General features: G+C 75.7%; 23 protein-coding genes. 6 read left to right on the top strand and 17 right to left on the bottom strand.

Annotated elements, in window-relative coordinates:
- Nucleotides 1-111: 111 nt before the first annotated feature.
- Nucleotides 112-2,817: an ATP-binding protein gene (locus tag BLQ97_RS15465; protein ID WP_091366871.1), complete on the bottom strand. Its 2,706-nt coding sequence runs from the start codon at nt 2,815-2,817 to the stop codon at nt 112-114.
- 109 nt (nt 2,818-2,926) lie between these two features.
- Here BLQ97_RS15465 and BLQ97_RS15470 point away from each other — a divergent pair, with 109 nt between their 5' ends.
- On the top strand, nt 2,927-4,183 hold the full coding sequence (locus BLQ97_RS15470) for an FAD-dependent oxidoreductase (protein WP_091366872.1): 1,257 nt from the start codon (nt 2,927-2,929) through the stop codon (nt 4,181-4,183).
- Nucleotides 4,184-4,226: 43 nt separating this feature from the next.
- On the opposite strand, the gene BLQ97_RS15475 is transcribed toward BLQ97_RS15470, so the two are convergent.
- The 8 genes from BLQ97_RS15475 to BLQ97_RS15505 form a co-directional block, all read right to left on the bottom strand.
- On the bottom strand, nt 4,227-4,817 hold the full coding sequence (locus tag BLQ97_RS15475) for a nitrile hydratase subunit alpha (RefSeq protein ID WP_091366873.1): 591 nt from the start codon (nt 4,815-4,817) through the stop codon (nt 4,227-4,229).
- Nucleotides 4,814-5,092, bottom strand: coding sequence for an SH3-like domain-containing protein (locus BLQ97_RS24265; RefSeq protein WP_217637216.1), 279 nt, complete (start codon nt 5,090-5,092; stop codon nt 4,814-4,816). Before BLQ97_RS24265 ends, BLQ97_RS15475 begins: the two co-directional genes overlap by 4 nt.
- Nucleotides 5,085-5,375: an SH3-like domain-containing protein gene (locus BLQ97_RS24270; protein ID WP_091366874.1), complete on the bottom strand. Its 291-nt coding sequence runs from the start codon at nt 5,373-5,375 to the stop codon at nt 5,085-5,087. Before BLQ97_RS24270 ends, BLQ97_RS24265 begins: the two co-directional genes overlap by 8 nt.
- 44 nt (nt 5,376-5,419) lie before the next feature.
- A complete protein-coding gene (locus tag BLQ97_RS15490) occupies nt 5,420-6,835 on the bottom strand; it encodes an FAD-binding oxidoreductase (RefSeq protein WP_091366875.1) in 1,416 nt (471 codons plus the stop codon).
- 94 nt (nt 6,836-6,929) lie between these two features.
- A complete protein-coding gene (locus BLQ97_RS15495; protein ID WP_091366876.1) occupies nt 6,930-9,047 on the bottom strand; it encodes a S8 family serine peptidase in 2,118 nt (705 codons plus the stop codon).
- A 115-nt stretch (nt 9,048-9,162) separates the two neighbouring features.
- Nucleotides 9,163-11,118, bottom strand: a complete 1,956-nt coding sequence (locus tag BLQ97_RS15500) for a methyl-accepting chemotaxis protein (protein ID WP_175471759.1) — start codon at nt 11,116-11,118, stop codon at nt 9,163-9,165.
- Nucleotides 11,119-11,276: 158 nt separating this feature from the next.
- The gene (locus BLQ97_RS23405; RefSeq protein WP_175471760.1) at nt 11,277-12,191 is read right to left on the bottom strand and encodes a hypothetical protein; all 915 of its coding nucleotides are present in this window, start codon (nt 12,189-12,191) and stop codon (nt 11,277-11,279) included.
- A 199-nt stretch (nt 12,192-12,390) separates the two neighbouring features.
- A complete protein-coding gene (locus BLQ97_RS15505) occupies nt 12,391-12,840 on the bottom strand; it encodes a hypothetical protein (protein ID WP_091366878.1) in 450 nt (149 codons plus the stop codon).
- A gap of 222 nt (nt 12,841-13,062) precedes the next feature.
- Here BLQ97_RS15505 and BLQ97_RS15510 point away from each other — a divergent pair, with 222 nt between their 5' ends.
- Entirely contained in the window at nt 13,063-13,359 is a 297-nt protein-coding gene (locus BLQ97_RS15510; protein ID WP_091366879.1) for a hypothetical protein, read from the top strand.
- A 3-nt stretch (nt 13,360-13,362) separates the two neighbouring features.
- On the opposite strand, the gene BLQ97_RS15515 is transcribed toward BLQ97_RS15510, so the two are convergent.
- On the bottom strand, nt 13,363-14,187 hold the full coding sequence (locus tag BLQ97_RS15515; protein ID WP_091366880.1) for a M55 family metallopeptidase: 825 nt from the start codon (nt 14,185-14,187) through the stop codon (nt 13,363-13,365).
- A gap of 225 nt (nt 14,188-14,412) precedes the next feature.
- Between BLQ97_RS15515 and BLQ97_RS15520 the strand changes: the two genes are divergently transcribed.
- Nucleotides 14,413-16,077 carry a glycoside hydrolase family 13 protein gene (locus BLQ97_RS15520; protein WP_245692220.1) on the top strand — a complete coding sequence of 555 codons (1,665 nt, stop codon included), beginning with the start codon at nt 14,413-14,415 and terminating at the stop codon, nt 16,075-16,077.
- Between the two features lie 61 nt (nt 16,078-16,138).
- Here the strand turns inward: BLQ97_RS15520 and BLQ97_RS15525 are convergent, their stop codons facing one another.
- The 5 genes from BLQ97_RS15525 to BLQ97_RS15545 all read right to left on the bottom strand — a co-directional run bounded on the left by BLQ97_RS15525 (nt 16,139) and on the right by BLQ97_RS15545 (nt 20,697).
- Complete coding sequence (locus tag BLQ97_RS15525) at nt 16,139-16,669, bottom strand: DUF4396 domain-containing protein (protein ID WP_245692221.1); 531 nt, start codon at nt 16,667-16,669, stop codon at nt 16,139-16,141.
- Between the two features lie 72 nt (nt 16,670-16,741).
- Entirely contained in the window at nt 16,742-17,323 is a 582-nt protein-coding gene (locus BLQ97_RS23680) for a methyl-accepting chemotaxis protein (RefSeq protein ID WP_281181420.1), read from the bottom strand.
- 84 nt (nt 17,324-17,407) lie between these two features.
- Entirely contained in the window at nt 17,408-18,415 is a 1,008-nt protein-coding gene (locus BLQ97_RS15535) for a sigma-70 family RNA polymerase sigma factor (RefSeq protein WP_217637217.1), read from the bottom strand.
- Nucleotides 18,416-18,518: 103 nt separating this feature from the next.
- Entirely contained in the window at nt 18,519-20,177 is a 1,659-nt protein-coding gene (locus BLQ97_RS15540; RefSeq protein ID WP_091366885.1) for a prolipoprotein diacylglyceryl transferase, read from the bottom strand.
- A gap of 103 nt (nt 20,178-20,280) precedes the next feature.
- Entirely contained in the window at nt 20,281-20,697 is a 417-nt protein-coding gene (locus BLQ97_RS15545; RefSeq protein WP_091366886.1) for a hypothetical protein, read from the bottom strand.
- Between the two features lie 74 nt (nt 20,698-20,771).
- On the opposite strand from BLQ97_RS15545, the gene BLQ97_RS15550 reads away from it, so the two are divergent.
- Nucleotides 20,772-22,010, top strand: a complete 1,239-nt coding sequence (locus tag BLQ97_RS15550) for a GNAT family N-acetyltransferase (RefSeq protein WP_091366887.1) — start codon at nt 20,772-20,774, stop codon at nt 22,008-22,010.
- A gap of 88 nt (nt 22,011-22,098) precedes the next feature.
- On the opposite strand, the gene BLQ97_RS15555 is transcribed toward BLQ97_RS15550, so the two are convergent.
- Entirely contained in the window at nt 22,099-23,019 is a 921-nt protein-coding gene (locus BLQ97_RS15555) for a hypothetical protein (RefSeq protein WP_091366888.1), read from the bottom strand.
- 471 nt (nt 23,020-23,490) lie between these two features.
- Nucleotides 23,491-23,982 (bottom strand): ribose-5-phosphate isomerase, encoded by a 492-nt coding sequence (locus tag BLQ97_RS15560; RefSeq protein WP_091366889.1) that lies wholly within the window; start codon nt 23,980-23,982, stop codon nt 23,491-23,493.
- A 26-nt stretch (nt 23,983-24,008) separates the two neighbouring features.
- On the opposite strand from BLQ97_RS15560, the gene BLQ97_RS15565 reads away from it, so the two are divergent.
- Together BLQ97_RS15565 and BLQ97_RS15570 are read left to right on the top strand one after the other, a co-directional pair.
- A complete protein-coding gene (locus BLQ97_RS15565; protein WP_091366890.1) occupies nt 24,009-24,677 on the top strand; it encodes a DUF429 domain-containing protein in 669 nt (222 codons plus the stop codon).
- A gap of 51 nt (nt 24,678-24,728) precedes the next feature.
- Nucleotides 24,729-25,715, top strand: a complete 987-nt coding sequence (locus tag BLQ97_RS15570) for an ornithine cyclodeaminase family protein (protein ID WP_091366891.1) — start codon at nt 24,729-24,731, stop codon at nt 25,713-25,715.
- Nucleotides 25,716-25,731 lie beyond the last annotated feature (16 nt).

A 25,731-nucleotide genomic window follows, 5' to 3' on the forward strand; every position in this document is an offset into this window, starting at 1 on the left:
CGGGGTGGACGGTCGGTCGGTCCTGGTGGTCATGGTGCTCACCTCGTCGGAGAACCGGGACGGCGACGCCGACCCTGGACGTCCGTGTCGGCGCCGGAATCCGGGAGGTCCCTAGTCCTGCGCCAGCCGGGCCAGCTCGGTCCTCCCCCCGACGCCGAGCTTGGTGAAGACCTTGTGCAGGTGGTACTCCACGGTCTTCCGGGACAGGAACAGCTGCGTGGCGATCTCGGGGTTCGACGCACCTCGCGCGGCCATCCGGGTGATCTGCAGCTCCTGCGGGGTGAGCCGGTCCCACTCCGTGGCCTGCCGCCTGCCGAAGGTCTCCCCCGTGGCCCGCAGCTCGACGCGCGCCCGGTCCGCCCACGGGACCGCGCCCGCGCGGTCGAAGGCCTCCGCTGCGGCCCGAAGCGCCAGCCGCGCGTCCACCCGGCGACGCTGGCGCCGGAGCGACTCGCCGTAGGCCAGCCGGGTCCGCGCCTCGTCGAGCGGCCGGGCGGCCGCCGCGTGCTGGTCCAGCGCCTCCTCGTAGGAGCGCAGGTCCCCTCCGGAGAGCTGGGCGGCGCCCCGGTGGGCCAGCGCGATCCCCCAGGGTGACCCGGCCCGCCTGGCCCAGCCCCCGAACCGCTGCAGCGCCGCACGTCCGGCCTCGGGGCGGCCGGCCCGGGCCGCGGCCTCGACCAGGTCGGGCACCGCCCAGAGCGCCACCGCCGGATGGCCCAGTCCGCGCCCGGCCACCACCGGTGCCAGGCCCCCCAGCGCCCGGTCGGGCCGGCCGAGACCGAGGTCCAGCAGTCCCAGCGCCCACGCCGCACCGGCCCGCACGGCACCCAGCCGGCGCACCTCGGCCTGCTCCGCGGCGCCCTCGGCGTGCCGCCGGCACCTCTCCTCGTCCCCCCGCCAGGCGGCGATGAGGGCCAGCACGACGTCGCCGGTGGCTGACTGCTGGCCGAGCTCGCGGGCGAGCCCCTCCCCCTCCAGACACCGCTCCTCGGCGTCGGCGAGCAGCCCCGACTGGGCGTAGGAGAAGGCCAGCCGGTTGAGGGTCGTGGCCAGCAGCCCGATGCCGCCCGTGCGGCGGAGGACCCCCTCCGCCCTGAGGTAGCACCGCCGCGCCGCGACCTCGTCGCCGAGGAGCAGCGCCGCCTGACCCGCACGCAGCAACGCCAGGGGCTCCTCGACCCGCCGCGCGGAGCCCAGGACGCGGCGCAGCCGGATCGCGCCCTCCGCCCAGTCCCCCGCGACGAGGGCGGCCACCCCGGTGAGCAGGTCGACGACCGGCTCGTCGGCCCCGGCGTCCCCGGGCACCACCTGCCGGACCAGGCGGCCGAGCTCGACGGCCCGCTCCCCGCCGGCCAGCGAGGCGGCCTCGCCCGCGAGCGCCAGACCGGCCACCGCGGTGGACCGGTCCGGAGCGTCCAGCGCCGCGGCGACGAGCAGCGGGTAGGCCGTCTCCGGCGACCCGCCGCTCAGCTCGATGAGACCGCGCAGGCCGTGCAGGGCCGCCCGCTGCGCCGGCGCCCCGAGCAGGGGTTCGGCCTCGTCCAGCCACTGCGCGGCGCGGGCCGGGTGACCGGCTGCCCAGCTCGCCTCGGCCGCCGCCACCAGCCGGCGGCCCCGCCGCTCCGGCGGCCCGGAGAGCGCCGCCGCCCGGGACAGGGCCGCCGCGGCGGACGCGGGGCCGGACCGGATGCGCGCCCGCGCGGCCGACGCCTCCAGGAGATCGGCCACCGCGTCGTCCGGGGGCACCGCTGCGGCCGCGAGGTGCCAGGCCCGGCGGTCGGCGTCCTCGGCGCCGTCGAGGACCGCCGCCAGGCGGTGGTGCGCCGCCCGGCGTCCGGCGAAGCCGGCGTCCTGGTACACCGCCGACCGGGCCAGCGGGTGGCGGAACTCCGCCCGCCCGCCGGCGACCCGGACGAGGCCACTCGCCTCCGCCGGGCCGAGCGCGGTCAGGTCGAGACCCTCCGTCGCCGCCGCCCGGCCGATGACGCCCAGCCGCCCGGTGTCGTCGGCGGCCGTGAGGACCAGGAGCCGGCGGGTGGGCTCCGGCAGCTCCGCCGCCAGCGCCGCGAACAGCCGCTCGACGCCGGCCCCGACGGGGAGCGGGTCCGGCAGCGGCTCCAGCCCGGCCAGTTGCGCCGCGGTCAGCACCCCGGGCAGCTCGACGAGCGCCAGCGGGTTGCCGCCTGACCCCTCGACCAGCCGGCGGCGGACGTCCGCGGCCACCGCCGGCACCCGCTGGACGACCAGCGCCGACGCCGCCTCCGGGTCCAGCCCACCGAGCACGAGCTCCGGCAGCCCCGCGGCGGCGAACGCGTCGTCGCCTGCTGACCGGGTGGCGACGACCAGCGCGGCGCCCTCGGCCCGGAGCCGCCGGGCCGCGAAGACCAGCGCCTCCACCGACGCGGAGTCCGCCCACTGCGCGTCGTCCACCAGGCAAACCGCCCCGGAGTCCGCCGCGACCTCGGCCAGCAGCGAGAGCACGCCGATGCCGACGAGGAACCGGTCGCTGCCGCGCCCGGGCTCCAGACCGAGCGCCCCGCGGAGGGCGTCGGCCTGCACCGGGGGCACCGCGCCGAGCCCGTCGACCGCCGGGGCGAGCAGCTGCTGCAGCACCGCGAACGGCAGCTCGAACTCGGACTCGACGCCCGCGGCCCGCAGGCAGCGGGCGGGCCCCGCCCGGTGCGCCGCCCACGAGAGCAGCGCGGACTTCCCGGCCCCGGGCTCCCCACGGACCACCAGGACCTGGCTGTGCGAGGCCCGCGCATCCGCGAGCACGCCGTCGAGGCGGATGCACTCCGGCCCACGGCCGAGCAGCACCCGGCCAGGCTAGTCCTCCGGGACTGGGGAGGTCACCGATGCGATCGCCGTCCCGTGCCCGCGAGCCTGGCCATCGGCACACATCCGACGCCGACGACGGGAGACGGCCATGTCGAACCACACCAGCGACGAGCTCTCGACCCGGCCGCACGACGAGCCGGGCGGCATCGCCATCGTCGGAGGCGGCCCTGCCGGGCTGGTGGCGGCGATCGCGCTGGCCCGCCGGGGGATCGCCACCACGGTCTTCGAGCGGGACGCCCATCCCGAGCTGGCCCCGCGGTTCAACCCGGACCGCTCGTACACCATCGACATCACCGGGCACGGACTGCGCGCCCTGCGGCACATCGACGCCACCGGGTACTTCGACGACCGGCTGCTCCCGTTCCGGGGGATCCAGTACGCGGGACAGGTGGTGGAGGACTGGCCGGGCCCGGGGTGGACCGGCGCGCGCGGGGACATCCTCCGGGCCCTCGCCGCGGTGGTCACCGACCGCCACAAGGACGCCGTCCACGTGGAGTACGGCTGCCGCGTGACCGAGGTCGACGTGCTCAGCGGAGCCGTGTCGTACACGCCTGCGGGCGGGGGTCCGGTGACCCGGCAGTTCGACCTGGTCGTCGGCGCGGACGGAGCGGGTTCCGTGGTCCGCGAGGCCATGGAGCGGCACGTGCCCGGCTTCACCGTGGCGCGGAGGTCACTGCCCAACCACCTCACGATGATCGCGCTCGACCGGCTCGTCGACCAGCTCGACGAGACCTACCTGCAGGCCCTGGCGACCCGGCCGTTCTGCGTCGCCGGCGCGATCCCCGGCGACGACGAGTCCGACCGGCCGCGCTGGTTCTGCGGGATCGGCACCCGCCGGCCGCTGTCGTTCTCCTCGGCCGCGGCGGCCCGCGCCTACCTGCAGCAGCACTGTCCCCGCGTGCTGGACCTCGCCAGTGACGCGGCGGTGACCGCGTTCGCCGAGCGGACCTGCTACCACATCGGCCAGAAGCTCACCTGCTCCCGCCTGGACGGTGGGCGGGCCCTGCTGCTGGGCGACGCCGCCGGCCCCTTCCCACCCATCGGCCAGGGCGTCAACGCGGCCATGGAGGCGGCCGTCGAGCTCGACCGGTGCATCGGCGCGGCCGGGCTCGGCGCCGCCGCCCTCGCGGGGGCGGCGCAGCGCTACACCGCGGCGTGGAAGCCGGAGCTGGACGCCATCTCCTGGATCAGCGAGAAGATGCTCTTCGAGAACCGGCTGCACACCCTGCGGGCCAACGTGACGATGCGCTGGGGCATCAACCCCATCGGGCGCGCCAAGAGCGAGGACGTCCCGTGGTCCCGGGTGCAGGCCGACGCCCGTCGCTGGGGGCCGCTGTGGTGGTGACCGCCGGACCCGGCGGCGCGGCTGCGCGCTCGGCGCTCCGGTGTCAGACCGCGGCGGTCCCGATGAGGCCCTTGCGCGTGACGAGGGCGGCGAGCTGCTCCTCGGACAGGTCCTCGGTGCCCTCGGGACGGCGCGGCACCACCATGTACCGCGACTCCGCGCTGGCGTCCCACACCGAGATCCGCGTCCGCTCGGGCAGCTCGAGCCCGAACTCGCGCAGCACGCCGCGGGGGTCGCGCACCACCCGCGAGCGGTAGGCCTCGCTCTTGTACCAGCCGGGCGAGGGACCCAGCAGCGCGATCGGGTAGCAGGAGCACAGCGTGCAGACGACGACGTTGTGTTCCTCGGCGGTGTTGGCGACGACCTTCAGCCGCTGCTCCTGCAGGCCGCCGGCCATCGACAGGCCCACCTCGCGGATCGCGGTGTTCGCGTCGGCGAGCAGCCGCTCGCGGAACCCCGGATCGACCCAGGCGCGGGCGGTGATCCGGGCGCCGTTGGCCGGCGAGCCACCGGCGAGGAACTCGTCGATCCGCCCGTCGATCTCGCCCTCGTCGAGCAGGCCCCGGCCCTCCAGCAGCGCCTCCACGTGGCGCACCCGGGCGGAGATGACGGAGCTGGTGTGGTCGGCGCTCATGCGGGCTCCTCGATCGGGGTCAGGTAGTCGGCCCACAGCTCCACGGTGACCGTGTGGTCGCCGGAGCCGAACAGGTCGGCGGCCGCGAACCGCACGTGCCACACCTGCTGGGGTGAGGCGGCGCGGCCGCGGGCGCGGTCGTCAGCGAGGGGGTGGACGCCGGCCTGCTCGACCAGCACGCCCACGGCGCCGCGGGCGTAGCGCGGCAGGCGGGTGTGGCCCTCGGGGTCGGCGGTGCGCGTCCGCACGCGCATCCCGGGGGCGAGCTCAGCCACGCGGGACGTCCAGCTCGCCGGGCGAGGCCACGCCCTTCTCCGCCAGCAGCGTGGTGATCGCGGTGAACCAGCGCTCGTAGTAGGAGGCGGCGAGGTACTCCTCCGGCGGCATCCGCTCGATCGCGTCGCGGAACTCGTCGAGGTTGTAGACGCCCCGCTTGATGAGCGCGCCGTTGAGGGCGAAGACGTGCGCCTCCCAGTCGGCGTGGAACGGCGGCTCGTCGGGCTCCTCGGCGATGGCCGGGAACCCGGCCATCCCGCCGACGTCGTTGATGCGGCTCACCCGCCCTTCCTACCGGGTCGGGGCGGCGGTGCCCACCGTCCCGCCTACTCCGCGGACCGGCGCGGCGGCGGCGCCGGCGGCGCGATGTTCGGGTTCAGCCGGAACAGGTTCCCCGGGTCGTAGCGGGCCTTGAGCCGGCGCAGCCGGTCGAGGTTCGTGCCGAAGGAGGCGCGCACCTTCTCCGGGGCGTCGTCGGTGCCGAGGTGGTTGACGTAGGCGCTGCCCGACATGTGCGGTTCGGCCGCCGCCCAGGTCGAGCGCAGCCAGTCGGTGTGCCGCGCCGACTCCCCCGCCTCGGTCCACTGGGCGATCACGTCGACGTCCCACTGCGCGCGGCGGGCGGCGAACGCGGTGTCCTCGGGCGCGACGCGGGTCGCCGCACCGTGCACGTAGAAGAAGATGACGGCGCTCAGCGGCGAGGTGGCGCCCGCGGCGGCCGCGGTGACGGCCTCGATCAGGCCGTCGTCCAGCTGCTCGGTGAAGGCCAAGCGCCAGTAGCGGTGCAGCCCGTGCACGGCGTTGGGCTCGTCGAGCATCGACTGGCGCGCCGCGTACGGCATCGGCGCCACCAGGTCGGCCAGCGGCGGGCCGAACTCCCGGGCCGACCGCAGCACCCGCTCCCCCTCGTCCAGCGGGCCGTTGTAGCCGAGCAGCAGCGCGATGACGGGGACCCCGGCCTGCGGGTCGGTGAGCAGCGCGCAGTAGGCCTCGGCCTCGTCGGGCAGCGTGGCGCAGAAGTCGCGGTAGAAGCGCAGCACCTCGGGGGCCCGGTCGATCGGGTGCACCACCATCCCGCCGAGCACCTCGGACACGGGGTGCAGGCGCAGCCGCAGCGACGGGACGACGCCGAAGTTGCCGCCTCCGCCGCGCAGCGCCCAGAACAGGTCGGGCTCGTCGTCCGCGTCGACGGTGTGCAGCTCGCCGTCGGCGGTGACCACCTCGGCCGACACCAGGTTGTCGACCGCCAGGCCGTGCTTGCCCATCAGCCAGCCCAGGCCGCCGCCCAGCGTGAGCCCGGCGACCCCGGTGTTGGACACCGTTCCCCCGGTGGTGGCCAGGCCCGCACGCTGGGTCGCCTCGTCCAGCTCCCGCCACACCACGCCGCCGCCGACCTGCGCGGTGCGTGCGCCCTGGTCGACCGTGATCGTCCTCAGCAGCGACAGGTCGACCACCAGGCCGCCGTCGTTGGTGCCGTACCCCGGGGCGCTGTGCCCGCCGCCGCGCACGGAGAGCAGCAGCCCCTCGTCCCGGGCAAAGCCGACGGCGCGCTGGACGTCGGCGGCGTCGAGGCACCGGGCGATCGCCGCCGGGCGCCGGTCGACGTTGCCGTTCCAGACCCGCCGCGCCGCGTCGTAGCCGTCGTCGCGCGGGCGGAGCAGGGTCCCGTGCAGGTCGGCGGCCAGTGCCGCGAGGGCCTCGTCGCGCACGGGTCCCGGCCGGCCGGTGTCGGTGATCGCCATGGTGCCTCCTCCGCGGCGCGGGGCCCTGCCCCCGTTCCGGGCACCCTGGCAGCGGCGCCCGGGACGGGGACAGGGCCGGAAGCCCCCGGTCGGATCAGTCGATCGTGATGGTGATGGTGCGCCGGCCGGTCGCGCGGACGACCTCCCCGTCGGCCCCGGCGACGCCGTCCTGCCCGGCCGGTGCCGAGCCGCCGGCCTCGCCCTGCAGCTGACCCTCGCCCCGCCCCTGCGGTCCGGCCATGGCCTCGTCGAGGCTCACCGTGCCGGTGGTGAGCGGGAACCCGGGGGCCGTGGGCCGCCAGTAGGTGTAGGTCCAGCTCGCGGCCCACCGGTAGGACCACGCCTGCGGCGTCCCGTTGGCCTTGAACAGCAGCTGGTTGAACCGCACCTCGTGGCCGCTGCGCGGCAGGAGCACGTTGCCCGGGGCCGGCCGGTACTCGAACCGGTCGAGCTCGCTCGTCCCGTCGGCCGTGAGGGACCTCAGGGTGAACGAGTCGACCCGCACGGTGTTGATCCCCGGGTTGAACAGGCGGGCGTCGATCCGCAGGAAGGCCCGGCCGGCGACGAACTCCACCTTCGGGGCGACGTCGGCCCACAGCCGGCTGGCCGCCTCGAGGGCGGCGCGCGCGTCCACCCGCCCGAAACCGGTGAAGTCGTCCCGGCCGGGCGTGCCGAGGTCACGGGCGGTCAGCTTGAGGACGTCCTCGACCTCCCAGCCGCGCAGCTGGGGGTCGACCGAGAGGACCAGCGCGGCGACGCCCGCGACGTGCGGGGTGGCCGACGACGTGCCGTTGAAGGTGGTCACGTAGTTGCCGCCGCCGTAGCCGGCCGCACCGGTGATGTCGGTCGTGTAGACGTGCACCCCGGGGGCGACGAGGTCGACCTCCGGTCCCCAGTTCGAGCCCCACCAGTTCTCGCCGTCGAGGCTGGTCTTGCTCTTGCGCTGGTCCCACTCGTTGGAGGCCCCGACGGCCAGCAGTCCCCGGATCGAGGGCGACAGCCGGGCCGGGAAGATGACGCCGAGCTGGTCGCCGTTGCCGGCGGCCGCCGCCATCACGCAGCCGAGGCCGCCCCGGCCGTTGGTGGCCGCGTACTGCAGGGCGTTGGCCACCGCGGTGCTGGGCGCGAGGCTGTAGCTGTTGGACAGCACGTCCGCCCCGCGGTCCACCGCGGTCCGGATGCCGGTGGCGGCCTTGGCGGCGTCGGTGTCCCAGGCGCCACCCCCGATGCCCTTGGCGATGCGCACGGGGAGCACGGGCGAGCCCGGCGCGACGCCGACACCGCCCTTGCCGTTGTCCTTGCGCATCGAGACGATCCCGGCGCACGCCGTCCCGTGGGCGTCGCTGCCGGCGGGGCTCGGGTCGTTGTCGCCGTCGTAGGCGTCGAAGCCGGGCAGCCGGTAGGAGATGTCCTCGTGGGCGACGTCGTTGCCCTCGTCGACCACCGCGACGCTGATCGCGCTGCTGCCGGTCGAGATGCCCCACGCCTCGGGCGCGCGGATCTTGGTCAGGCCCCACTGGGAGGCGAACCCGGGGTCGGCGAGCCCGCCGTCCCGGGTCCCGTCCGCCGTGCTGACCAGCGCGCTCATGTCGTCGACCGGGCGCGCCGGGGCGGGCACGCTGTCGAGGACCTGGACGGCGGGGCCGGGCGGCCGGGTGATCTGCACGAAGTTGGGCTCGGCGTACTCGACCAGCTCCTCCTCGTGGAGGGCGTTGGCCGCCTCGACCGCCGCGTCGTCGTCGGCCACCTGCACGAGGAGGGCGCCGGGCTCGGGGTGGTCGGTGCGCACCACCGCGGCGTGGTGGCGCGCCAGGACGGCCTGCACGGCACCGCCGTCCGCGCCCTCGCGGAACTTCACGATCACCTCGCCGTCGGGCACGAGGTAGACGCCGGGCGCACTCGCGGTCTCGAACACGGTGGGCCCGCCCGCGACCTGCTCGTCGTGCTCGAGGGCCTGACGGATGCCCTCGGTCGAGCGGGTGGCGGCCGCGCCGCCGTCGGCGCCGACGAGGACGAGACCGCGGTCCGGCAGCGTGATCACCCGCCCGGCGCCCGCGATGCCCGCCATCCGCTCGGCGACGGCCGCCGTCCCCCGTTCGCCGCCCGGTGCCTCGCGGACGGCGACGAAGGTCGGCGACGGGGTGAGCTCCACCCGGTCGCCGGCGGCCCAGTAGGACCGCCGTCCGTCCCCGCGGGTCCCGTCACTGGTCATGGTGGTCCTCCCGAACTGCTCCGTGTGCCTGTCCCGGCGATCGTCGGGAGGGGGGCATCACGGCGCCGTCACCACCTCGTCACCTCCGACGCGGGACGAGGTGGTGACCCACCGGTCAGACCTTGAACTGGGACACCAGCCGGGAGAGCTCCGCGGTCACCTCGGCCACCCCGTCGGCGGCCGAGCGCGCCTGCAGGGCGTCCTGCTCGGTCTCGGTGCTCACCGTCGAGACGGTGACGACGGCGTCGGCGATCGACCCGGTGCCCTGGGCGGCCTCGGTGACCCCGCGGGACATCTCGCTGGTCGTCGCGGTCTGCTCCTCGACGGCGCTGGCGATGGTCGTCTGGTAGTCGCTGATCTGGCTGACGACCTCGTCGATGCGGGCGATGGCGGCCACGGCGCGGTCGGTGTCGCCCTGGATGGCCTGGATGCGGCGGGTGATGTCCTCGGTGGCCTTCGCCGTCTCCTGGGCCAGGTCCTTCACCTCGGTGGCGACGACGGCGAAGCCCTTGCCCGCCTCGCCGGCGCGCGCGGCCTCGATGGTCGCGTTGAGGGCCAGCAGGTTGGTCTGCTCCGCGATGCCGGTGATCACCCGCACCACCTCGCCGATGGCCCGCGACGAGTCGCCGAGGGTGGCCACGGTCTGCTTGGTCGACTGCGCGACGAGCACCGCCTCACCGGCGATCCGGGCCGCCTCGGAGGCGTTCGAGGCGATCTCACGGATGCTCACGCCCATCTCCTCGGCGCCGGCCGCCACGGTCTGCACGTTGCGGGAGAGCTGCTCGGCGACGGCGGACACCTGCTGCGCCTGCGCGCTGGTCTGCTCGACCGACCCCGCCAGGCGCCCGGACACCCCGGACATGCCGGCCGAGAGCTCCACCAGCGACCCCGAGGCCCGGCCGATGCCGGTCACCGTGTCGGCCACCTTGGCGACGAAGCGGTTGAACGCCGCGCCGAGCCGGCCGATCTCGTCCCGGCGGCTCTCGTCCACCCGGGCGGTCAGGTCGCCGTCGCCGTCGGCGATCTCCTCCATCCGCGAGCGCAGCGCGTCCAGCGGCGCGACGACCCGGCGGGCGACGAGCAGGGTGGCGCCGGCGGCGAGCAGCAGCGTGCAGAGCGCGCCGACCAGGATCGTCGTCCGCAGGCCGTGGGCGTCGGCGAGGATCGCGTCCTCGGGGATCTCGACGAGCACCGCCCAGTGCTGGCCGGCGCCGACCTCGATCGGCGCGGCCACGTAGACGGTGCTGCCCTCGTCGCCCTCGACGGTGCGCTGCACGGTCTCGCCGTCCGCCACGGCGGCCGCGGCGATCTCGGCCACCGGGCCCGCGGCGGCGGCACCGACCTCGTCACCGGTCCGGTTGCTGCCGACCACCAGGCCCGCCGAGGACACCAGCGCCGCGCGGCCGACGTCGTAGGGGCGGATGGCCCCGACCTGCTCCTGGATGGCGGCCAGCGGCATGTCGACGCCGGCGACGCCGATCGTCCGCCCGCCGACGGCGACCGGGGTGGCCAGCGAGGTGATGAGCACCTCCTCGCCGGCGACCTCGTAGGGGTAGGGCTCGATCGCCACCGAGCGGCCGGTGTCCCGGGGCAGCAGGTAGTAGTCGCCGACGCCGGGGGTCTCGTAGCCGACGAGGGCGGTCACCGCGATGGTGTCGCCGTCGCGGTACCAGTAGGGCACGTAGCGGCCGGTCGCGTCGGTGCCCGCCGTCCCGGCGAAGGCGGCGTCGGCCGCGTCGAAGGCCTGCGGCTCGAACGCCGACCAGACCCCGATCAGCGTGGGGTCGGCGGCGAGCAGCCGGGCCTGCAGGGCGTCGGCGTAGGGGCGGTCGCCGCGCCGGCCGTCGGTCAGGGCCGCCATCGCCTCCGCCAGCGACTCCGCGGTGCTGCGCTGCCGGCCGAGGGCGGCCTCGATCTCGTGCGCCTGCTCGACCGCCACCGCCGTGGCGTTGCGCAGGCCGTCGCGCTGCGCCTGGCCGGTGGCCAGCGTGGCGATCACCGCCACCAGGCCGCCGAGGGTGACGGTGAGGACGGTCAGGACGCTGACGACCAGGCGGGTCTTGACGCTCACAGGGACGCTCCAAGCGGGCACGCGGCGACGGGGGCTGTGCACCGGTCCTTTCGGCCGCCGCCGTGTGAGGTTGATCGCAACCGGCGCGGGTCCGGCGTCCCAGGAGACCCTCGGGCCACTCCTGCCCCGCGCGTCCCGGGAGTGCCGCGTCGGCGACCTCAGACCCGCGCGGCCGTCACCGTCCGAGGCGGCGGGGTGCTCTGCACCGGGGCCGCCGCGGCACCGTCGGCCCCCTCGACGCCGGGGACCGGCACGTCGGGCAGCGCGGGCGTGCCGTTCTGGACCTCCAGCTGCAGCCCGTGGAAGGTGCCGACGAGCCGGTCCAGGCGCGCCCGGCCGTCGAGGCCGGCGTAGTCGCCGACCTCGAGGTCGTGGGAGGCGATCTCGTAGCGCAGCTGCGCTCCGCCGAGGCTGTAGACGGTGCTCTTCTCCCCGAACTTCCCGAAGGACGTGAACGCGGTCAGGAAGCCGGGGACGGCGACGAGCGCGCGGTTCCACCAGTCCGACCCCGGGAAGAGCGCCGCCACGCCGGAGGCGAGGATGACGGCGGTCTGGCAGGCGAAGAGGAGACGGAACAGCCGCCGGCCCGACCTCTCCCACCGGTCCCGGACCCGGGTGATGTCCTTCAACACCGCTCGGCGGCGCGTCTCGGCCGACTCCTCGCGGTGGCGCTCGGAGGCCTCCCGGTGCGCCCGCCGCTCCCTGCGCCGCCGGCGCGCCTCGTCCTCGAGCTCCGCCAGGTCCTGCGACGCCTCGACGATGTCCTCCGGGACCTCGAGGACGGCGCGCACCGCGCCGCTGACCCACCCGTTCGTCAGGCAGACGAGGAGGACGGCGAACGCGGCCGCCACCTCGAGCACGATCCACACCGGGGTGAGCGTGCGCACCGCCCACGGGAGCAGCGCGGCGGTGACCAGCAGCGCCGGAGCGGCGACGAGGCTGAGGCGCCGGAGCCCGCCCAGCACCCGGGCCCGCAGGATCCGCGCCCGGGCCTGGACGATCTCCTCGGTCAGGAGGTAGCCGTCCTCGTCCGTGACGTGGAGGGGTTCCCCTGCGCCGGTACCACTGGTCATCGAGATCTCGCCCACTCGTCGGACACCACGGCCTCGCCGGACAGTACGTGCGCTCCGTCGCCGTCCCCGACCGCGAGCACGGCCTGTCGTCGCGCCGGCCCCGGGCGTCACACGGGGCTCACGGCGCTCCCGGGACCGCGCGCGGACCCGGTCCGGCCGGGAGGAGCGGACGCGGCGCGCCCGCTCCTCCCGCGGTGCGTCAGTAGGAGTTCTTCGTCGTCAGCACGTCGCCGTCGAAGCAGAACTGGAAGACGTCGCCGAACTCGCCGCCCTCGCGGTTGAAGTACAGGCAGGACTGGTTGATGTCCGCGGCGTCGAGGACGCCGTCCTGCGTGAACTCCTGGGTGTCCTGGGGGACGGCGGGCGCCACGGCGGCCTCGACGTCGGCCCGGGTGGCACCGACCTGGATGGCGTCGAACGTCTCCTGGGAGATGGCGCTGGCGGCCTGCTGCTCGTCCAGCTGCTCGACCGCCTCGTTGATGCCGGCACCGAGGAGGGCCGTGCAGCCACCGATGACGACGATCATGAGGACCGCGAGCCCGAGGAGGATCTTGAGGGCGAGGCTGCCCTTCTTGTACTTCTTGCCGCAGTGCGGGCACTTCTTGTCCACGGTCTGGGCCTGCGCACTGCAGTGGGGGCAGAGCTTCACGGGCGCAGTCAGCTGAGCAGTCACAACACGTCCTGGGGTGGTGGCGGGGTCGTCCGCCGCTGGCATGACCGGGGAAACGTAGGCACGCCGTTCCGGTACGGCCCGATCTCCGTGTCCTGCCGTCGCGTGTCGTCGTCCACCCCGCACCGGCCGTTGCACCCGTCGCGGCAGTCACGTGCGCAGGTCGCGTCGCGGACCGCTCCGGGTGGGTACCGGCCTCCCGTGCCAGTCCGCAACCCGGCCGTCGCGGCCGCCGGCCAGTGGGTCGACCCCGACGACGGCGTCCGCTACCCCTCCGGTGAGGTGCACGCGTGGGAGCGCGGGCGCAACGAGACGGTCTGCGGGCTGTCGCTGTCGCGCTCCGGCCTCGCCCGCTTCCCGCACGTCAGCTGGGCCGACGTCCAGCCGGAGTCGGGCCGGCACGCCGAGGAGGTGGCCGACGTCTGCCGGCGCTGCCGGGCCGGGACGGGCGCCCGCCGCGACGACCGCGGCTGGACCCGGACGAACCCGCGGCCCTGACCCTCACTCCGCGATCGCGCGCGCCAGCAGCACCACGGTGACGAAGGTCCGGTAGAGCTCCACGGGGTCGGCGTCGGTCATCGACACCTCGAGCGTCCCCGTCCGCCGCACGCCGACCACCCGGGTGGCCAGCTCGGCCAGGTCGGCGGTGCGGAAGCCGACCTCCAGCGTCGCGGGCAGCTCGATGCGCGGCGGCCGCGCCGTGCCGAGCCCCCGGACCGCGGCGGCCGCGCCCTCCCGGATCCGCGCGCACGCCTCCGCCGGGTGCAGGCTCTCCGCCGCGAACCGGGTGACCGAGCGCTTGACGACGACGGCCGCGACGTCCGGGCACACCCGCCGGGTCTCCTCCGCCGTCACCTCGTCGCCGGTGACCAGCACGACGGGCACCCCGTGGCCGAGGGCGACCAGGGCGTTGATGCCGGCCTCGCCCACCTCGACCCCGTTGAGCCGCACCCGGGCCACCGTGCGCGGGTCGTAGGTGTGCGACAGCGTCGAGGGCTCCCCCGCCACCGAGCCGTGGTAGCTCACGAGGAAGACGGCGTCGAAGGACGCGTCGAGCCCCTCCATCATGTACAGCGGCTTGTGCCGGCCCGAGAGGTAGCGGGCGTTGCCGAGCAGCTCGGCCGGCCGCAGGTTCTGCATCGACGAGTGCGCGTCGTTGACCAGGAACTCCGTGGCCCCCGCCTCCTGGGCACCGGCGATGGCGGCGTTGACCTCGTCCTGCAGCAGCCGCCGGTAGTGCTCGTACTCCGCGCCCGGTCCCCGGCACTGGCCCCAGTCGACGACGCCTGCGGTGCCCTCCATGTCCGAGGACAGGTAGACCTTCACGACGCTCCTCCCGGCGGTCCGCGGGCGGGACCCTCCCCGCGACACGGTGCCGCACCCGATCGCGGATCGCCGCGCGGGTGCGGGCGCGCGGCTCCTACAGTGGAGTGCTCCCGGCCGGGCACCGTCGCCCCGCCCGGAGCCCCTCGGCCGGCACCCGCAGCCGCCCCGGTGCGCCGACGCACCGGCCCGCTCCTCCCGAGACCACTCCCCCAGGAGACCGTGCCCGTGAACACCCCTGCCCCGAACCGGACCGCCGACGCGGACTGGTGGCGCCAGGCCGTCGTCTACCAGGTCTACCCGCGCAGCTTCGCCGACGCGAACGGCGACGGCCTCGGCGACCTGCCCGGCGTGACCTCGCGGCTGCCCTACCTCCAGCAGCTCGGCGTGGACGCCGTCTGGCTGAGCCCCTTCTACCCCTCCGCCCTGGCCGACGGCGGCTACGACGTCGACGACTACCGCGACGTCGACCCGCGGCTGGGCACCCTCGCCGACGCCGACGCGATGATCGCCCGGGCGCACGAGCTCGGCATGAAGGTCGTCGTCGACGTCGTCCCCAACCACAGCTCCGACCGGCACGCCTGGTTCCGGGAGGCGCTGGCCTCCCCGCCGGGCTCCCCCGCCCGCGACCGCTACGTCTTCCGCGACGGCCGGGGCCCCGACGGCAGCCGGCCGCCCTCGGACTGGATGAGCCACTTCGGCGGCCCGGCGTGGACCCGCGTGCCCGACGGCCAGTGGTACCTGCACCTGTTCGCCCGCGAGCAGCCCGACTTCAACTGGGACAACCAGGAGGTCCGCGAGGACTTCCTCGCCACCCTGCGGTTCTGGTCCGACCGCGGCGTCGACGGCTTCCGGGTCGACGTCGCCCACGCCCTGACCAAGGACCTCTCCGAGCCGCTGCGCGACTACGGCGGCGTGCACCCCGACGCGATGACCGAGCTGCCCCTCGACGGCAGCCACCCGCTGTTCGACCGCGACGAGGTGCACGAGGTCTTCCGCGAGTGGCGCAAGGTGCTCGACACCTACGACCCGCCGCGGTCGGCCGTCGCCGAGGCGTGGGTGACCACCAGCCGCCGGGTGCTCTACGCCCGGCCCGACGAGCTCGGCCAGGCGTTCAACTTCGAGCTGCTGGTGCAGCCGTGGTCGGCCGAGCAGTTCCGCGTGGAGATCGACGCCGCGCTCTCGGCGGCCGCGGTCGCCGGCGCGTCGGCCACCTGGGTGCTGTCCAACCACGACGTCGTCCGGCACGCCTCGCGCTACGCGCTGCCCCCCGGCACCGACCTCGACGCCTGGCTGCTCGCCGACGGCGGGACGCCCGAGCCCGACGCCGACCAGGGCCTGCGCCGCGCCCGCGCGGCCACGCTGCTGATGCTCGCGCTGCCGGGCTCGGCCTACCTCTACCAGGGCGAGGAGCTCGGCCTGCCCGAGGTCGCCGACCTGCCGGCCGAGGCGCTGCAGGACCCGATCTGGGAGCGCACCGGGCACGCGCAGAAGGGCCGCGACGGCTGCCGGGTGCCGCTGCCGTGGACCCGCGAGGGCAGCTCGTTCGGCTTCGGCGACGGTGGCGCGTGGCTGCCGCAGCCGGCGTCGTTCGGCGCGCTGTCGGCCGAGGCCCAGGACGGCGTCGAGGGCTCGACGCTGGAGCTGTACCGGTCGGCGCTGGCGCTGCGCCGGCAGCTGCAGGCCGACGAGTCGCTGCAGTGGGTGGACGCCGGCCCGGTCGCCCGCACCCACCTGCTGCACCTGCGGCGGGCCACCGGCTGGGGCAGCGTCACCAACTTCGGCGACGCGCCCGTCGACCTGCCCGAGGGCGAGGTGCTGCTGGCCAGCGGCCCGCTGACCGGCGGGCAGCTGCCGCCGGACACCACCGTCTGGCTGCGCACGCGGTCCTGACCGGCGCCGGGGCCGGGGAGCGCGTGCTCCCCGGCCCCGGTCGTGTCAGCGGTGCCTCGCGTCAGTGGTACGCGTGGACGACGGCGTGCCCCTTGCCGCGGCCCATCAGCCAGCGGTTGACCGGCGTGGTGAGCACGAACGCCACCACCAGTGCCCCGGCCAGCGACAGCCAGAACAGCGCCGAGCCCAGCCCCGCCTCCATCGCGCCGGGCACGGTGACCATCACGCCGTTGTCGACCAGCTCCATCACCGCGATCGACACCGTGTCGGCGGCCAGCGCGACCCGCAGCGCCCGCCGGAAGGTCAGCCCGGCGCGCAGCACGCCGCGCACGGTGAGCGCGTAGCCGAAGACGAAGGCCAGCGCGACGGCGAGCAGCACCGTCGCCCCGGTCGACAGGCCGAGCGCCGTGCCGATCACCATCCCGAGCACCTCACCGATGGCGCATCCAGTGAGGCAGTGCAGCGTCGCCTGCGCGGCCATGGCCCAGCTGACCGGGCCGCTGCCGTGCCCGCTGTGTGCGCCGTGCCCGTCGTGCTGGTCCGGTGCGGTGGTGTCGTGTGCGTGGGTGTCGTGTGCCTGGTCCGTGTGCACGGTCCCCTCCTCGGTCGACGTGCCGGCCAACATACCCCCAGGGGGTACAGCCTCCAACGCCGCCGAGTGCGCTCACATGCCCGTGACGATCCGCTGCAGCTCGGTGGCCGTGCTCGCCGCCTCGCCCGAGGCGCCGCCGACGGCGTCCTGGGCCCGCGCGGTCGACGCCGTCTGCTCCTCGACGGCGGTGGCGATCGTGGTCTGCGCGGCCGCCACGTCGCCCATCACCTCCCGGACCCTGCCCAGCGCCGCACCGGCGGCGACGACGTCCCCGCGGACCGCCTCGACGACGCGGCGGACGCGCTCGGTGGCCTGCGCCGCCTCCGCCGCCAGGTCCTCGACCTCCCCGGCGACCACGGCGAAGCCCTTGCCCGCCTCGCCGGCGCGGGCCGACTCGATGGTCGCGTTGAGGGCCAGCAGGTTGGTCTGGTCGGCGATGGCCGAGATGCTCCCGGCGATCTGGTCGATCTCGGTCATCGTGGCAGCCAGGCGCTCGACGGTGGCCGCGCTGTCCCGGGAGCCGGCCCGCGCCTCGGTGGCCGTCGCCGTCGCCTGGCCCGCCGCCGTGGCGATCGCGCCGATGGCCTCGCGCAGGCCGGCCACCACCTCCGAGGCGACGCCGGCGTTCGCGTCGAGCCGGCGACCGGCCTCCACCAGCCCCACCAGGGCTGCCCGGCGCCACCCCTCCCCGGCTCCAGCCGAACACCCGGACCGCCGGGTTCGGCTACCGCCGGGCGGTCACGGGGTGGCCGCGGGCGTCTCCGGCTCGAGGGCCGCGGGCAGGCCCAGCCGGGCGAACAGCCCGGTGTCGAGGTCGAGGAAGCTGGTGATGTGCCGGATCCGGCCGTCCTCGACCTCCAGCACGTGCAGCCCCCACGGCACGTGGCCGCCGCCCTCGCGCGGCCGGTACTGCGCGAAGGCCGGGCAGCCGTTGGCCTCGGTCCGCAGCAGCCGCGACCCGCGGCAGCCGCTGCCCGGGCCGAGCATCCAGGTGCCGATGTCGGCCGCGCTGCCCAGCCACATCTCGAACGGCGGCATGTGCTGGGTGGCGTCCTCGTGCAGCAGCGCGACGAACGCGTCGATGTCGTAGCGCTCGAAGGCGTCGAGGTAGCGCTCGAGCAGGTCGCGGCTGTCGGCGTCCAGCGGCCGGGGCTCGCGGTCGCCCCCCAGCCCCGCCAGCGTCGCCCGCGCCCGCTGCAGCGCGCTGTTGACCGAGGCGACGGTGGTCTCCAGCAGGGTGGCGACCTCGTCGGCGTGCCAGCGCAGCACGTCGCGCAGCAGCAGCACGGCCCGCTGGCGCGGCGGGAGGTGCTGCAGCGCCGCGATGAACGCCAGCCGCACCGACTCCCTCGCCACCGCCCGCTCGGCGGGGTCGCCGTCCTCGGGCAGGACCTGGCGGTCGAGCACCGGCTCCACCCAGGCCTCGGCCGGCCGGGTGGCGGCGAGCGAGGCCTCCACCGGCGACCACGCCTGCCCGGAGAGGTCCATGGGCAACGCCCGGCGCTGGCGGCCGGAGAGCTGGTCGAGGCAGACGTTGGTGGCGATCCGGTAGAGCCAGGAGCGCAGCGAGGAGCGGCCCTCGAAGTCGGCCAGGCTGCGCCACGCGCGGACCATCGTCTCCTGCACCGCGTCGTCGGCGTCGAAGGACGAGCCGAGCATGCGGTAGCAGTAGCCGGTCAGCTCGCGGCGGTGCTCGAGCAGCCGCGGGTCGATCTCGCCGGGCACCCCGGTCAGCACGCTGGTCACCTCAGGACCGCCTCTCCTCGTCGGCATCCCCCGTCGGGCCGCGGTAGTCCACCACGGACCAGGGACAGAACGGGACCCCCGCGGGAGTGGCCGGGCCGGAGGACTACTGGTAGCTGACCAGCTGCGGCCGCGGGGAGACCTGCGCGATCGTCTCCTCGGGGGTCAGCATCGGCTGGTCCTCGTCGTAGAAGTTCTTCCAGCCCCACGCCAGGCCCTCGGCGGGGCCCACGTCGTGCAGCACCCGCCAGGTCTCCTGCTTGCTGCCCTGCGGGCCCTGCCCGTCGGCGTGCACCATCACCGACAGCTCGTCGCGGGAGAGGTCGACGTTCTCGCGGCCGGGGATCATGTCCACCCGGAACTGGTGCAGCACCAGCAGCTTCTGCGGCAGCCGGTTCTCCCGCGTCAGGTCGGCCAGCCAGGTCACCACCCGGTCGACCTCCTCGACCGGCACCGACCCGATCTGGGTCAGGTGCACCTGGTCGGGCGCCAGCCGCCACTCCGGGTCGAGGGCCAGGCCGACGTGCGGCAGCACGAGCAGCTCCCGGTAGCGCTCGGCCTGGGTGACGAAGTCGGTGCGGCCGGGCTGCAGGTCCAGGACGACGTAGAGGCCGGCCTCCCCCGCCGCCTCCACCCAGGGCCGCAGCTGCTCGACCGGCGCCTCGAAGGAGTAGTCCCCCTCCTCGGTCGGGAACTGCGAGGCCACCGTCGCGATGACCTCGAACGCGGGGACGACGGTGGCGTCGGGCACCAGCGCCTCGTAGGGGGCCGCGGTGTCGCGGGCGCGCTGGACGCTGGCGTCGACGTCCTGCTCGCCGAGCACGCCGAGCGACCCGGTGCCCGGGTGGCCGTAGAGGGCGACCATGAAGTGCTGCGGGAACAGCAGCTGCCCGCCGCCGGGCAGCTGCGCCCCCGTGGCGGCCGTCTCGAGCTTCCAGTCCAGGCCCTCCTCGGTGCCGAAGTCGGCGCCGAGGGCCACGACGGTGCCGGAGGGGTCCTGCGCCACGAGGTCGACGACGTCGGCCGAGGCGCGCGGGTCGGTGGACCCACCGGTGAGCTGCACCTGCGCGCCGGCCGCCCGGGCGGTGGCCACACCGGCCAGCGACTCGGGGGTGCCGGCGGCCAGCACCACGGTGTCCTCGAGCGGGTCGGCGCGGGTCACCTCGGGCAGCTCGCCGGACGCCTCGCCGTCGCCACCGGCGGCGCCGTCCTCGGGGACCAGCGCGGCGGGCGCGTCGGGGTCGAGCTCCGCGACGGCGGCGGCCTCGCCGTCGGCCGGCACCGGGTCGGCCTCGACGAGGTCGAGGCCGGTGGCGGCGCCGACGGCCTCCGCGGTGGCCGGGACGGTGACCACCTCGCGGTCGCCCCCGCCGGGCGCGGCGTCCCCGCCGACGACGAGCACGGTGGCCGCGCCGAGGCGGTCGAGCTCGGCGGCGACCGCGTCGTCGGCCCCCTCACCCTCGGGGTCGAGCAGCAGCGGGACGCCCAGGCCGACCGCGGCGGAGGCGCCGAGCAGCGTGGCGGCGGCGTCGCCGTCGGGGGCGAGCACCACGACGCCGGCCTCGTCGAACAGCGCCCGGCTGGTGCTCACCGCGGCGGCGGCGGGCTCGGCGTCGGCGACCACGGTGAGTCGCTGGTCGGGCGCGGAGGCGGTCACGGAGGCCGAGCCGCCGTCGCTCCCGGCGTCCTCGCTCCCCGCCGACGCGGTGCAGCCGGCGGCCAGCAGCAGGGCGCTCACGGCGAGGGGTGCGGTCCGTCGTCGCACGCGGGTCCTCCGTCCGCCGGGGCACGCGGCCGCGCGAGGAACGCGACGCCGTCGGCGCGCCCGGCTGCCGGCGACCCTACCGACGCGGCCGCGTCCCGCCCGGTCAGCCGCCGAGCGCGCGCTCCAGGTTGGCCACCATCCGCGCCAGGCCGGCGACGGTGCGCGCGTACTCCTCCTCGCTCAGGCCCTCGGCCACCGAGCGCCGGAACGCGCCGACCGCCGCGGCGAGCCGGGCGTGCGCCGCGCGGCCGTCGTCGGTGACCGCCGGCCGCCCGGCGTCGTCCCGGAGCCAGCCACGCCCCGTGAGGTCGGCGACGGCGCCGTCGACCTCCGCCGGCCCGGCGAAGGGGGCGAGCGCGGCGCGCAGCCCGGCCCGCTCGACCGGCCCGTCGACGACGCTCTGCAGCACCTGCCAGTGCCGCCGGGTGAGCCCCTCGGCGCCGACGACGGCGTCGAGCCCCTCTTCGAGCAGCTCGTCGAGCCGCTTCACCCACCACCCGACCGGCCGCTGCCCCTGCACGCCGCGCAGCCTGGCACCGCCCGCCGACGACAACGCGGTCGCGGGCGCCGCGGGCCGCCCGGTAGACAGCAGGGGTGACCGACCCCGCCACCCTGCGCCCCGTGACCGCCGACGAGTGGCCGGCCTTCGCCCGCGCGATGCTCGACGTCTTCGGCGAGGCGGACGGCGGGTCCTTCGTCGAGGCGCCGCCGGCCACCGCCGAGCTCGACCGCACGCTGACGCTGTGGGACGGCGACCGGGTGGTCTGCACCTCGGGGGTCTACAGCCGCACGCTCACCGTGCCGGGCGCGGTCGTGCCCTGCGCCGGGGTCACCTGGGTGACCGTCTCCCCCACCCACCGCCGCCGCGGCGTGCTCACCGCGGTCATGCGCCGCCAGCTCACCGAGCTGCACGAGCAGCAGCGCGAGCCGGTCGCCGCGCTGTGGGCCGCGGAGGGCGGCATCTACGGGCGGTTCGGCTACGCGCCCGCCGTGTGGCGTGGCGCCCTCACCGGCCCCACCCAGCGGATGGCCTTCCGGCCCGGCGTGGACCTCGGCACCGGCACGGTCGCGCCGGTCGACCTCGACGGGTTCCGGGCCGCCGCGCCGCGGGTGCACGAGGCGCTGCGCCGCTGGGTGCCCGGGACGCTCGAGCGTTCCCCGGGCTGGTGGGAGCGCATCCTGCGCGACCCGCCCGAGGACCGCCGCGGCGCCACCGCGCGCCGACTGCTGCTGCACACCGAGGCCGACGGCGAGGTCACCGGCTACGCCGCGTTCCGGGTGCGCAGCCGCGACCTCGACGACGGCGACCCCGACGGCACCCTGCTCGTCGACGAGGTCCGCGGCCGGGACACCCCGGCCTACGCGGCGCTGTGGCGCTACCTGCTCGACCACGACCTCGTCCGCACGCTGGAGTACCCGCAGGGCGCCGTCGACGAGCCGCTGCGCCACCTGCTGGCCGACCCGCGGGCGCTGCACGCCCGGCCCACCGACGGGCTGTGGCTGCGGCTGGTCGACGTCGACCGGGCGCTGGCCGCCCGCCGCTACCCCGCCCCGGTCGACCTGGTGATCGAGGTGCGCGACCGGTTCTGCCCGTGGAACGAGGGCCGCTGGCGGTGGGCCGGGCACCCGGCCGGCGGCTACTGCGGCCGCACCGACCTCGACCCGGACCTGGTCGTGGACGCCGAGGCGCTGGCCGCGGCCTACCTCGGCGGGGTCTCGCTGGCCACGCTGCAGGCCGCCGGGCGGGTGACGGAGGTGAGCCCGGGCGCAGTCACGCTGGCCGCGACCGCGCTGTCCTGGCCGGTCAGTCCCTGGTGCCCGGACACGTTCTGACGCCTGCTCCGCGGATCACTTGGCGTATGGCCGGCGGTGAGCCTGAGCGGCCCAGGGGTCAGTGCTCTCACACGAGCGGCTGCCCGCCCTACTTGAGCTGGCTGATGATCTCATCCAGTCCGGCGCCGTTGATGACGAAGATGACCACCAGCGCGATCGCACCGATCAGGGCGAGGACTCCCTTGACGGTGTCAGTGACCTCCCCGACGTACTGAACCGTCGGGAATCGCCGGCGACTCGACAGGGACGTCGGGGAGATGTCGGCGAGTCCCCGCTCGACCAACCAGGCGTTCGCGACACGCTCGGCTTCCGAGGCATCCAGGCTGTTCGCCACCCGCGCGCTGTATTGGAGGGCATCGCGCATGACGCGGTGCACCGCCTGGCGCGTGTTCTGTTGCATGTAACCGATCTTCGACGTCTCGATCAGCTTGTCGCACGTCGCTACATACCTCTCCTTGAGAGAGGAGGGCAGACGCTTGAGTCGACGACGCGCGTGGATTTCCAGGAAGGGGGCGACGCGTGGGCCCACCGGCTGCCGAGCATGCCGCGGTGCTTTCTCGAGCCGGACTTCGTTCGAGGCCCAGCGGGCCAGCGTCAATTGCGGAGTCGCCCGCTCGAGAAGTGAGAGCGCGACGGCGGTCAGGAACAGCACGACCGTGAAGGCGCCGAACATCGCCCACTGCCGGACGAAGGAAGAGGGCCCAGGCGAGCCGTCCACCTCGCGGACGAGCACTGCGAGCGGGTAGACGAGCCCGAGTACCGCCACCAACGCAACCCAGAAGGAGTCATGGGCACGGAGTGGCATCGTGAACGTGAGGACGCTCCAGAGATGCCTGCCCTCTCTGTACCTGGCCTTCCACGCACCATGGCCGGCGTGCAGTCGCGCGCCTCGTCGGGCCGTGCGGATGACCAGCAGGGCGTGTCCGAGCTGCAGCCCCAGGGCCAATGCGCAGTAGACCGCCAGTCTGAGCCAGGTCGAGTTGCCGCCACCCGTGACCAGCAGAGCCACGACAGGTGTGAGGAGTGCCCCCAGCAGGACAAAGGCAACTGCACACGCGCCTCGCGTCAGTGCGGCGAACCTGGCCCGCCGCTCGAGGCGTTTGACACGACGCCACTCGCGTCGCCAACCACGACGCATCTCACGACGGCATCCAGCATGCGTTTCACGACGCCACCTCCGACGCCTGTCGAGGAGCTCGACACGACGATTGTCCGCGAAGCGTCTACGAAGCGTCTGCCTCGGGTGTGCTACCAGGATCGGGAGGATGAGGGCCTCGGCCAGCTGACTGGTCACGGCGACCGGTAGGACGACCACCAGGGCTGGGCCGTATCCCTGCAGGGCGGCCAACGGAATGTCCCATGCCGACACAGAAGGCCCCCCGCACTCCTCGAACCACCGCCTCCGATTGAGGTCTCACGGGACCCAGGGCGCCTGCTCCTCCCACCCCTCGCCAGCACCCCGAGGGAGACCCTGCAGGCCTCAGACCGCGTCGCCGCGGGTGGGTAGCCCCCCGGCGGGGCGGTGCCGGTTCTGCTCGTAGTCGTGGATCAGGCCGATCCGGCGCACGTGCCGCTCCTCGCCGCTCCACGGGGAGGCGAGGAAGTGCAGCACCAGCTCGGTGGCCTCCTCGACCGAGTGCTGCCGGGCGCCGATCGCGCACACGTTGGCGTCGTTGTGCGCACGGGCGAGCTCGGCGGTCTCCCGGTTCCACACCAGCGCCGCGCGCACGCCGGGCACCTTGTTCGCCGCGATCTGCTCGCCGTTGCCCGAGCCGCCGATGACCACACCGAGGGTGCCCGGCTCGACCACCACCCGCTCCCCGACCTCGAAGCAGAACGGCGGGTAGTCGTCCTGCGGGTCGTAGTCGAACGCGCCGCAGTCGACCGGCTCGTGCCCGGCGCCGGTGAGCGCCTGCTTCAGGTGCTCCTTGAACTCCAGGCCGGCGTGGTCGGTCCCGACGAAGACGCGCATGGCGGCGAGTCTGTCAGGCTGCGCCGGTGGCGGTGCTGGGTGTCGACGGCTGGCGCGGCCGCTGGGTGGGGGCCCTGCTGGACGGCCGTTCGGTGCGGTTGCTCGACCTCGCCGACGTCCCCGCGGTGCTCGCCGTCCCCGACGTCGAGGTGGTCGGCATCGACATGCCCATCGGCCTCTCGGACGACGGCGTGCGCGCCTGCGACCGGCAGGCCCGGGCACTCCTCGGCAGCGCCGGGAGCTCGGTGTTCCCCGCTCCCGTCCGGGCGGTGCTCGCGACCGACGACTACGCCGAGGCGCGCCGGCTGTCGGTCGCGGCCACCGGCGGGGTGTCGCTGTCGGCGCAGGCGTTCCAGCTGGTCCGGTCGATCCGCGCGCTCGACGACGCGCTCGGCGACCCGCCGCTGGAGCGGGTCGTCGAGGTCCACCCCGAGCTGGCGTTCCGGCGGGGACTCGGGGGCGTCACCGACCCGAAGGTGACCGCCCGCGGGCTCGCGCAGCGGCTGGCGGCACTGCGCCCCGTCGTCGACGTCGACGCGGCGCTGCTGACGGCGCCGCCTCGGGTGCCGGCGGTCGACGCGCTGGACGCCTGCGCCGCCGCGTGGTCGGCGCGACGGGTGGCCGACGGCGTCGGCGAGTGCGTCGGGGACGGCGCGACCGACTCGCGCGCCCGCCCGATGCGCATCTGCTGGTAGCGGCCGCCGGGGCGTTGACCGCGACCGGCTCCTGCGCGGACGATCCGCCGCGTGCTGGTGCTGACCGGCGACGAGGTGGCCGCCCTCCTCGACCTCGACGAGCTGATCGACGCGCTCGCGCCCGCGATGGCCGACCTCAGCGCCGGCCGCGCCTCGGTGCCCGACCGGGTCGCCGCCGTGGTGCCCGCGGTGGACGGGCGGCTGCTGGCGATGCCCGGCCACGTCCCCTCGCAGGGCGCGCTGGTCACCAAGCTCGTCTCGGTCTTCCCGGGCAACGCCGGCACCCCCGTGCCCACCCACCAGGCCGTCGTCGCCGTCTTCGACCCGGCGACGGGCACACCCGTCGCCCTGCTGGACGGGACCGTGCTCACCGCCGTCCGGACGGGCGCCGGCTCGGCGCTGTCGGTCCGGCTGCTGGCCCGGCCCGGCGCGTCGGTGCTGGCCCTCCTCGGCACCGGCGTGCAGGCCCGCTCGCACGCCCGCGCGGTGGCGCGCGTGGCCCCCGTCGAGGAGGTTCGCGTCCACGGGCGCGACCGAGCCCGCGCCGAGGCCCTCGCCGCCGAACTGGGCGAGGAGCTCGGCGTCGCCGTGCGCGCCGTCGGGTCGTCCCGCGAGGCGGTGGCCGGCGCGGACGTCGTCTGCGCCACGACGCACCCCACCGAGCCGGTCGTGCGGCGGGACGAGCTGCCCCCCGGCGTGCACGTCACCTCCGTGGGGTGGGCCCCCGGCGGGCGGGAGGTGGACGACGCCACCGTCGCCGGGGCGCTGGTCTGCGTCGAGTCCCGACGGACGGCGTTCGCCCCGGTCACCGCTGCCGGCAGCACCGACCTCACCGAGCCGCTCGCCCGGGGCGTCCTGGCCGAGGAGGACGTCGTCGAGGTCGGAGAGCTGGTGACCGGCGCCCGGCCCGGGCGGACGTCGGCCGACCAGGTCACGCTGTACAAGTCCGTCGGCGTCGCCGTGCAGGACGCGACGGCGGCGACCCTGGTGCTGGCGGCCGCGCAGCGGGCCGGGACGGGCCGCGAGCTGGCGTTCTGAGGTGTCCGCGCAGGTC

Origin of the sequence: Geodermatophilus telluris, from assembly GCF_900102745.1 — a bacterium.
In the GTDB taxonomy this organism is placed as follows: domain Bacteria; phylum Actinomycetota; class Actinomycetes; order Mycobacteriales; family Geodermatophilaceae; genus Geodermatophilus; species Geodermatophilus telluris.